Annotated in this window: 6 protein-coding genes and 1 rRNA gene (1 of these 7 only partly in view); 5 read left to right on the plus strand and 2 right to left on the minus strand. The window is 66.8% G+C overall.

Annotated elements, in window-relative coordinates:
* Positions 1–51 precede the first annotated feature (51 nt).
* The 3 genes from AB3X08_RS02415 to AB3X08_RS02425 all read left to right on the plus strand — a co-directional run bounded on the left by AB3X08_RS02415 (position 52) and on the right by AB3X08_RS02425 (position 2,466).
* Entirely contained in the window at positions 52–852 is an 801-nt protein-coding gene (locus tag AB3X08_RS02415; RefSeq protein WP_369935997.1) for an exodeoxyribonuclease III, read from the plus strand.
* Positions 849–2,168: an AmpG family muropeptide MFS transporter gene (locus AB3X08_RS02420; RefSeq protein ID WP_369935998.1), complete on the plus strand. Its 1,320-nt coding sequence runs from the start codon at positions 849–851 to the stop codon at positions 2,166–2,168. The genes AB3X08_RS02415 and AB3X08_RS02420 overlap by 4 nt, the downstream gene beginning before the upstream one ends.
* Positions 2,169–2,238: 70 nt before the next feature.
* Positions 2,239–2,466: a hypothetical protein gene (locus tag AB3X08_RS02425; RefSeq protein WP_369936000.1), complete on the plus strand. Its 228-nt coding sequence runs from the start codon at positions 2,239–2,241 to the stop codon at positions 2,464–2,466.
* A gap of 42 nt (positions 2,467–2,508) precedes the next feature.
* Here the strand turns inward: AB3X08_RS02425 and AB3X08_RS02430 are convergent, their stop codons facing one another.
* Complete coding sequence (locus AB3X08_RS02430) at positions 2,509–3,639, minus strand: anhydro-N-acetylmuramic acid kinase (RefSeq protein ID WP_369936001.1); 1,131 nt, start codon at positions 3,637–3,639, stop codon at positions 2,509–2,511.
* Between the two features lie 90 nt (positions 3,640–3,729).
* Positions 3,730–5,199 carry a peptidoglycan DD-metalloendopeptidase family protein gene (locus tag AB3X08_RS02435; RefSeq protein ID WP_369936002.1) on the minus strand — a complete coding sequence of 490 codons (1,470 nt, stop codon included), beginning with the start codon at positions 5,197–5,199 and terminating at the stop codon, positions 3,730–3,732.
* 167 nt (positions 5,200–5,366) lie between these two features.
* On the opposite strand from AB3X08_RS02435, the gene tyrS reads away from it, so the two are divergent.
* On the plus strand, positions 5,367–6,578 hold the full coding sequence (tyrS, locus tag AB3X08_RS02440) for a tyrosine--tRNA ligase (RefSeq protein WP_369936003.1): 1,212 nt from the start codon (positions 5,367–5,369) through the stop codon (positions 6,576–6,578).
* A 608-nt stretch (positions 6,579–7,186) separates the two neighbouring features.
* Positions 7,187–7,425 (plus strand): 16S ribosomal RNA (locus tag AB3X08_RS02445); it runs 1,306 nt beyond the window's last position.

Below are 7,425 nucleotides of genomic sequence, written 5' to 3' on the forward strand. Positions count from 1 at the left end.
ACGCTTTCACGAATCCCCAATCCCCCTATCCCGAATCCCGGCTCTCCATCCATGCGCATCATCAGCTTCAACGCCAACGGCCTGCGTTCGGCCGCCACCAAGGGCTTCTTCGAATGGTTTTCCAGCCAGCACGCCGATGTGCTGTGCGTGCAGGAAACCAAGGCGCAGGAGCATCAGCTGGCCGGGCCGGCGTTCCTGCCGGACGGCTACCGCGCCTGGTTCCGCGATGCCAGCACCAAGAAGGGCTACAGCGGCGTGGCCATCTACAGCAAACGCGAGCCGGACGAGGTGCGTACCGCGCTCGGCTGGCCCGAATTCGACGAGGAGGGTCGCTACCTGGAAGCGCGCTTCGGCAACCTGAGCGTGGTCTCGTTCTACATTCCCTCCGGCTCGTCGGGCGAACTGCGCCAGGGCTACAAGTTCCAGGTCATGGACTGGCTGCGGCCGATCCTGGTGGAATGGCTGCACAGCGGCCGCGACTACGTGCTGTGCGGCGACTGGAACATCGTGCGCTCGGCGCTGGACATCAAGAACTGGAAGTCCAACCAGAAGAATTCCGGCTGCCTGCCGGTCGAGCGCGACTGGCTCAACGGCCTGTGCGCCGACCGCGCCGAGGAGGCAGACCCGGCCAGCGGCCGCGGCTGGGTCGACGCCTACCGCGCGCTGCACCCCGATGGCCAGGACTACACCTGGTGGAGCAATCGCGGCGCGGCGCGCGCCAACGACGTGGGTTGGCGCATCGACTACCAGTTCGTCACCCCGTCGCTGCGCGAACGCCTGCAGGGCTGCGCGATCTACACCGCGCAGCGCTTCTCCGACCATGCGCCGTTCACGGTGGACTACCGCGAATGAGCGGTGGTGCTTCCGCGGCGCCGGTGTCCTACAAGGGCTGGGCCGGGATCAAGCGCGCCTTCGCCACGCCGTCGGCGGCGACGATGGCGCTGCTGGGCTTCGGTAGCGGCCTGCCGTTCCTGCTGATCGCCTCGCAGACCCTGTCCACGCGCCTGCGCGACGTCGGCCTGGACTTGGGCAGCATCGGCTTGATCAGTCTGGCCAGCTTCTTCTACCTGCTCAAGTTCCTGTGGGCGCCGCTGCTGGACCGCTATCCGTTCCCGCTGGTCGCGTTTCTGGGCCGGCGCCGCTCGTGGCTGTTGGTGGCGCAGTTGGGGGTCGCGATCGGCCTGGTCGCGCTGGCGCTGATGCGCCCGGAGCTGAGCATCGGCGGCCTGGTGCTGTGGGTGCTGATCGCCTCCTTCGCCGGCGCCACCCAGGATTCGGTGGTCGATGCGTACCGGATCGAGATCGCCCCGGCGGCGGCCCAGGCCGCGCTCGCCGCGACCTACACCTTCGGCTACCGCATCGGCCTGATCCTGTCTGGCGCTGGCGCGCTGTACCTGGCCCAGTTCGGCGACTGGACCCTGGCCTATCTGGTGATGGCCGGGCTGATGCTGCTGCCGATCGCCACCACCTTGCTGTGCCGCGAACCGGAAGTGCCGGTGGCCACGGTGGTGCGCAAGATCGACGTGGTCGGCGCGTTCTGGCAGCCGATCTCTAGCTTCTTCACCAGCAATGGCCTGGCGTTGGGGCTGGGGCTGTTGCTGTTCGTGGGCCTGTTCAAGTTCCCCGACCAGGTGATCGGGGTGATGTCCGGGCCGTTCTACCTGGATTCGGGCTTCAGCAAGGCCGACATCGCCACGGTCTCCAAATTGTTTGGCGTGTGGATGGGCATCGCCGGCGCCTTCGCTGGCGGCCTGGCGGTGGCGGCGTTCGGCTTCCGGCGCATGCTGTTCGTCGCCGCGCTGGGCGTGGCGCTGTCGAACCTGGCGTTCCTGTTGATGGCCCAGCATCCCGGGCAGATCTGGTCGTTCTACGCCGCGCTCAGCGCCGACAACCTGTTCCAGGGCTTCGCCGGCACCGTGCTGGTCGCCTTCATGTCGTCGCTGACCGACCGCAACTTCACCGCCACCCAGTACGCGCTGCTGGTGTCGCTGGCCAACCTGCCGGGCAAGTTCGTCGGCGGCGCCTCGGGTTACATCGTCGAGGCTACCTCCTACAGCACCTTCTTCGTGCTCAGCGCGTTCACGGTGATCCCGACCCTGCTGCTGCTGGCCTGGCTGTGGCCGCGGATCCGTGAACAATCGGCGCCCGCCGCGCCGCCGGCGGATTGAAAGCCCGCCCGGACTTGCGGATGATGCAGGGCGGCGCATGGGGTGCGCCGCCGTCCGCTCGGGAGTGCGCATGACCGATCTGCTGTTGCGCGACATCGACCCCATCCTGGTCGACCGGATCCGCCGCATCGGCGTGGCCCGCGGCTGGACCCAGCACCAGACCGTGCTCAACCTGATCGAGCAGGGCCTGTTCGCCAGCGAGCACGAGGTACGCAGCGGCTTCGAGAATCCGGAAGTGGATGCCCTGTCCGAAGCGATCGCCGCGCTGCGCGAACTGCCCGCCGGCGCCGGCTTCTGAGCCACGCACCGGCGCCCGTGGCGCTGAGCCTTGCCGCCGCCGTCAGGCCAGGTGGATCGCGCCCAGGATGCGCGGTCCGCGTGCGCCGCTGACCGAAGGCATATTGCCGGGCAAGCCGGCCAGCGTCTGCCGTGCCAGCCAGGCGAAGCCCATCGCTTCCACGTAGTCCGGATCCAGGCCGCACGCCTGGGTCGACAGCACCTGTACGCCCGGCAGGCGCGCCTGCAGCCGCGCCAGCAGCAGCGGGTTGTGTACGCCGCCGCCGCACACCACCAGTTGTCGCGTGGCCGGCTGCTGCGCCAGCAGCGCATCGGCGACGGTGGCCGCGGTCAGTTCCAGCAAGGTCGCCTGCACCGCCGCGGCCGGATGCGCGGCCGGCTCCAGCAACGCGTCCACCCAGCGCAGGTGGAAGTGCTCGCGCCCGGTGCTCTTGGGCGGGGCCAGCGCGAACCAGGGATCGGCCAGCAGGCGCTGCAGCAGGCCGTCGTCGACCTGGCCGCTGGCGGCGAAGGCGCCGCCGGCATCGTAGGGCTGGCCCAGATGGCGCTGGCACCAGGCATCGAGCAGCGCATTGGCCGGGCCGGTGTCGAACCCGCGCACGCTGCCGTGCGCCGGCAGCAATGTCAGGTTGCCGATCCCGCCCAGGTTCAGCACCGCGCGGTCCTCGTGCGCCGCGCCCAGCATCGCCGCGTGGAAGGCCGGCATCAGCGGCGCGCCATGGCCGCCGGCGGCAACGTCGCGGCGGCGGAAATCGCATACCGTGGCGATGCCGGTCAGCTCGGCGATGCGGTTGCCGTCGCCCAGTTGCCAGGTGAAGGCGGGCTCGGCCAGCGGCCGGTGGCGCACGGTCTGCCCGTGCGAGCCGATCGCGCGGACCTCGGCGGGCACGACACCGGCGTCCTCGAGCAGGCGCAGCGCGGCCTCGGCGAAGGCGATCGCCACTTCCGCATCGAGCCGGCCCAGCGTGTCCAGGGAATCGATGTCGCCGCCTTCGCCCAGTGCGATCAGCGCCTCGCGCTGCTGCGGCGCCCAGGCATAGGTCCGGCCCAGGCGCAGCTGCGCCTGGCCATCGGCGGCGAAGCGCACCAGCGCGGCATCGATGCCATCGGCGCTGGTGCCGGACATTAGGCCGAGAAACAGGGCCGCGTCATCGCGTGCGATCGGATTGGGCATTGCAAGGCACCAGGCAGCGTCAGCGTCGCAGCGTGGGCGAGGTGCGGCGGCGCGTCAATCCGCGCCGCCATGGCGGGACCGGTACGCGGCTCAGCCGGCGTCGCTGGACTGCGCCGACCTGGCCGAAGCGACAGCCTTCTTCTTCTTCGCCGGAGCATCGCCCTTCGCCGGTGCGGCATCGGCGTAGATCAGCTTCTCCACGCGCTGGATGCGCGCCAGCGCGGGCGAGGTCTGCGCACGGAACGCGGCCAGCTCGGTACCCGCCAGCGGCGTCGGCGGCGGCATCGTCACCGAGGCCGGATTGCGCTGCACGCCGTCCACGCGGAATTCGTAGTGCAGGTGCGGGCCGGTGGCCATGCCGGTCATGCCGACGAAGCCGATCACCGTGCCCTGGTTGATGCGCTGGCCGGCCTTGATCCCGCCGAAGCGCGACATGTGCCCGTACAGCGTGCTGTAGCCCTTGCCGTGGTCCAGGATCACCACGTTGCCGTAGCCGCGCTGGGTACCGACGAACTGCACCCGCGCATCGCCGGCGGCCATGATCGGCGTGCCCGACGGCGCCGCGTAGTCGATACCCTTGTGCATGCGCATGGTGCCCAGCACCGGATGCTTGCGCGCGCCGAAGGTCGAGCTGATGCGGCTGTAGGACACCGGCATGCGGATGAAGCTCTTCTTCAGCGGCCGCCCGGTGACGTCGAAGTACTCGGCCGGCTTGCCGTCGCGCTCGAAGCGGAAGCCGCTGTAGGTCTTGCCGCGGGTGGTGAAGGTCGCCGCCAGGATCTTGCTGGTGTCGATGCGCTCGCCTTCGCGCCAGGTCTCGTCCATCACCACGCTGAAGCGGTCGCCCGGCTGCAGGTCCTTGTCGAAGTCGATGTCGTACTTGAAGATCTCGTCGGTCATCGTCGCGATCGCCGACGGCGACAGCCCGGCCTTGCGCGCGGCCACGTACAGCGAGCTGCTGATTTCGCCGCTGATGACCGCGGTGCGGGTGCTGGTCTCGCGCTCGGTCACCTTCTCGCGGATGTCGTCGCCGAGCAGCGACAGTTCCACGCGGTGGGTGGCGTCGCGGTCGAAGCGGATGCCGCGCAGGCTGCCGGCCACCGGCAGGTCGAAGCCGATCTCGGCGCCGGGGCGCAGCTTGGTCAGCGCCTCGCGCGTGCCCGGGTGATCCAGGACCTGATGCATCACCGTGGCCGGGATGTCGAGCTGTTCGAACACCGCGCCCAGGGTCTGCCCGGGCTGGATCCGCACCACCTGCCAGCTGTCGCCGGCCACGCCCTGCTGCTGGGCCAGCGAGATCGGCGGCAACGGCAGCGCCAGGGTCGCGTGCGTGGTCTGCAGCGGCACATCGATCGCATTGGAGAAGCCGGGCACGATCGTGGCCACCAGCGCGCCGATGGTGGCGAACAGGCTGGCGTGGATCCAGTGGCGGCGCGTCCAGCGGCCGGCGGGGAGATGCTGCGTCAGCTGTCGATGCAGTGCGGTGTCGTGAAGCACATGGAGACGTTGCTGGAAGCGCTGCTTGCGCGCGCGTTCCTGTTCGGTTTCGCTGTTCTGCATCAAGGCTTCCTCATGAGCCCGAAGCGCGAGCTCAAAACTCGGCTACCATAAACATCGATCAACAGCGCGTCAAACCATTGAACCGGCTCAGGTTTTCGTCGGACGCGCAGTTAACTCGCACTTAACGTCATTCATGTTGCCTGGCGGCAACCCGTCGGAGTTCCGTTTTGTCCACGATTGAAGAGTCTCTTGCCCTGATCGGCCGCGGTGCCGACGAAATCCTCAAGCGCGAAGAGCTGGAAGCGCGGCTGCGCAGCGGTCGCCCGTTGCGCGTGAAAGCCGGCTTCGACCCGACCGCGCCCGACCTGCACATCGGCCATACCGTGTTGCTGAACAAGATGCGTCAGTTCCAGCAGCTGGGCCACCAGGTGATATTCCTGATCGGCGACTTCACCGGCATGATCGGCGACCCCACCGGCAAGAACGTCACCCGCAAGCCGCTGACCCGCGAGGACGTGCTCGCCAACGCGCGTACCTATGAAGAGCAGGTGTTCAAGGTGCTGGACCGCGAGCGCACCGAAGTGCGCTTCAATTCGGAGTGGTTCGGGCAGATGAGCGCGGCCGACATGATCCGCTTGGCCGGCCAGCACACGGTGGCGCGCATGCTCGAGCGCGACGACTTCGCCAAGCGCTATGCCGCGCAGCAGTCCATCGCCATCCACGAGTTCCTGTATCCGCTGGTGCAGGGCTACGATTCGGTGGCCTTGAAGGCCGATGTCGAACTGGGCGGCACCGATCAGAAGTTCAATCTATTGATGGGACGTGGCCTGCAGGAGCATTACGGGCAGGCGGCGCAGATCGTGCTGACCATGCCGCTGCTGGAGGGCCTGGACGGGGTCAACAAGATGTCCAAGTCGCTGGGCAACTACATCGGCATCAGCGAGCCGGCGATCGACATCGTCACCAAGACCATGAAGATCGGCGACGAACTGATGTGGCGCTGGATCGAGCTGCTGTCCTTCGATATCAGCCTGAACGAGGCGCAGGAACTGAAGCGGCAGGTGCAGGCCGGCGCATTGCATCCGCGCGAAGTGAAGCTGCGTCTGGCCCGCGAGCTGACTGCGCGCTTCCACGACGCCGCGGCCGCCGAGCAGGCCATCGTCGGCTGGCATGCGGTGGTGACCGGGCAGGGCGACACCAGCGCATTGCCGCTGCAGGACGTGGCGGTGCCGGCCGAAGGTCTGCGCATCGCCGCACTGCTGACCGCGGCCGGGCTGACCGCCAGCAATTCCGAAGCCAGCCGCAAGCTCAAGGAGCGTGCGGTAAGGGTGGAGGGCGAGGTGGTGGAAGACCCGCAGCACAGCTTGATGCCCGGATTCGAAGGCGTGTTGCAGGTGGGCAAGCGCACCTTTGCGCGCGTACGTCTGGTCTCGGGCTGAGCCCGATGGCGGCCAGGTGCCGCCATCGTTGGTGCTGATGGTCTAAGTAATAGAGCCTGGGCTGCGAGCTGCGTGCTTACTGGTGATGCGTATCGCATTGGCATGTGGTGCGACGGCGCAGTGAAAAAATCTTTCACACCCCCTTCCCAAGCGACGGGTTTGCGGCCATACTTTCCCTCCCCCGACGCAACGCCTTGCGGCAACGCAACAGCAACGCGGCGGGGTTGTCAAAAACCTCCTCAAAAAGGTATTGACGGCAACAAAAAAGCCGCTATGATGGGCGGCTCGGTTCAGCGGAAAGCCTTCGGGGTTGAAGTGGAGCCGGCGTCAACCGCCTCGAAATGAGGTGTTGACGGAAAGAAAAAGTCCGCTATAATGGGCGGCTCGCTACGACGGAAACGTCGCAAGTGAAAAGGGAAAGGCGCTGAGGCCGGCCCCGAAGTTCTTTGACAGTGTGCGCAGGTAACTTGTGAGGGCGCCTGCAGGTGGAAGTATGTCCATCTTGCAGACGTTCGAATCAAGAGCAACAAATCAATTGCTAAGCAAGCGATACGTAAGCTTGGTTTGAACTCTGCATATCAAAGTATTGACCTTCGGGTCTGTAATTTTAAGTGAAGAGTTTGATCCTGGCTCAGAGTGAACGCTGGCGGCAGGCCTAACACATGCAAGTCGAACGGCAGCACAGTGGTAGCAATACCATGGGTGGCGAGTGGCGGACGGGTGAGGAATACATCGGAATCTACCTTTTCGTGGGGGATAACGTAGGGAAACTTACGCTAATACCGCATACGACCTTAGGGTGAAAGCGGAGGACCTTCGGGCTTCGCGCGGATAGATGAGCCGATGT

Source organism: Xanthomonas sp. DAR 34887, from assembly GCF_041245805.1.
In the GTDB taxonomy this organism is placed as follows: domain Bacteria; phylum Pseudomonadota; class Gammaproteobacteria; order Xanthomonadales; family Xanthomonadaceae; genus Xanthomonas_A; species Xanthomonas_A tesorieronis.

Excerpts from the sequence above, each read along its gene's own strand:
- AB3X08_RS02415 (WP_369935997.1), top strand. The coding sequence starts at position 52 with ATGCGCATCATCAGCTTCAACGCCAACGGCCTGCGTTCGGCCGCCACC.
- AB3X08_RS02420 (WP_369935998.1), top strand. The coding sequence starts at position 849 with ATGAGCGGTGGTGCTTCCGCGGCGCCGGTGTCCTACAAGGGCTGGGCC.
- AB3X08_RS02425 (WP_369936000.1), top strand. The coding sequence starts at position 2,239 with ATGACCGATCTGCTGTTGCGCGACATCGACCCCATCCTGGTCGACCGG.
- AB3X08_RS02430 (WP_369936001.1), bottom strand. The coding sequence starts at position 3,639 with ATGCCCAATCCGATCGCACGCGATGACGCGGCCCTGTTTCTCGGCCTA.
- AB3X08_RS02435 (WP_369936002.1), bottom strand. The coding sequence starts at position 5,199 with ATGCAGAACAGCGAAACCGAACAGGAACGCGCGCGCAAGCAGCGCTTC.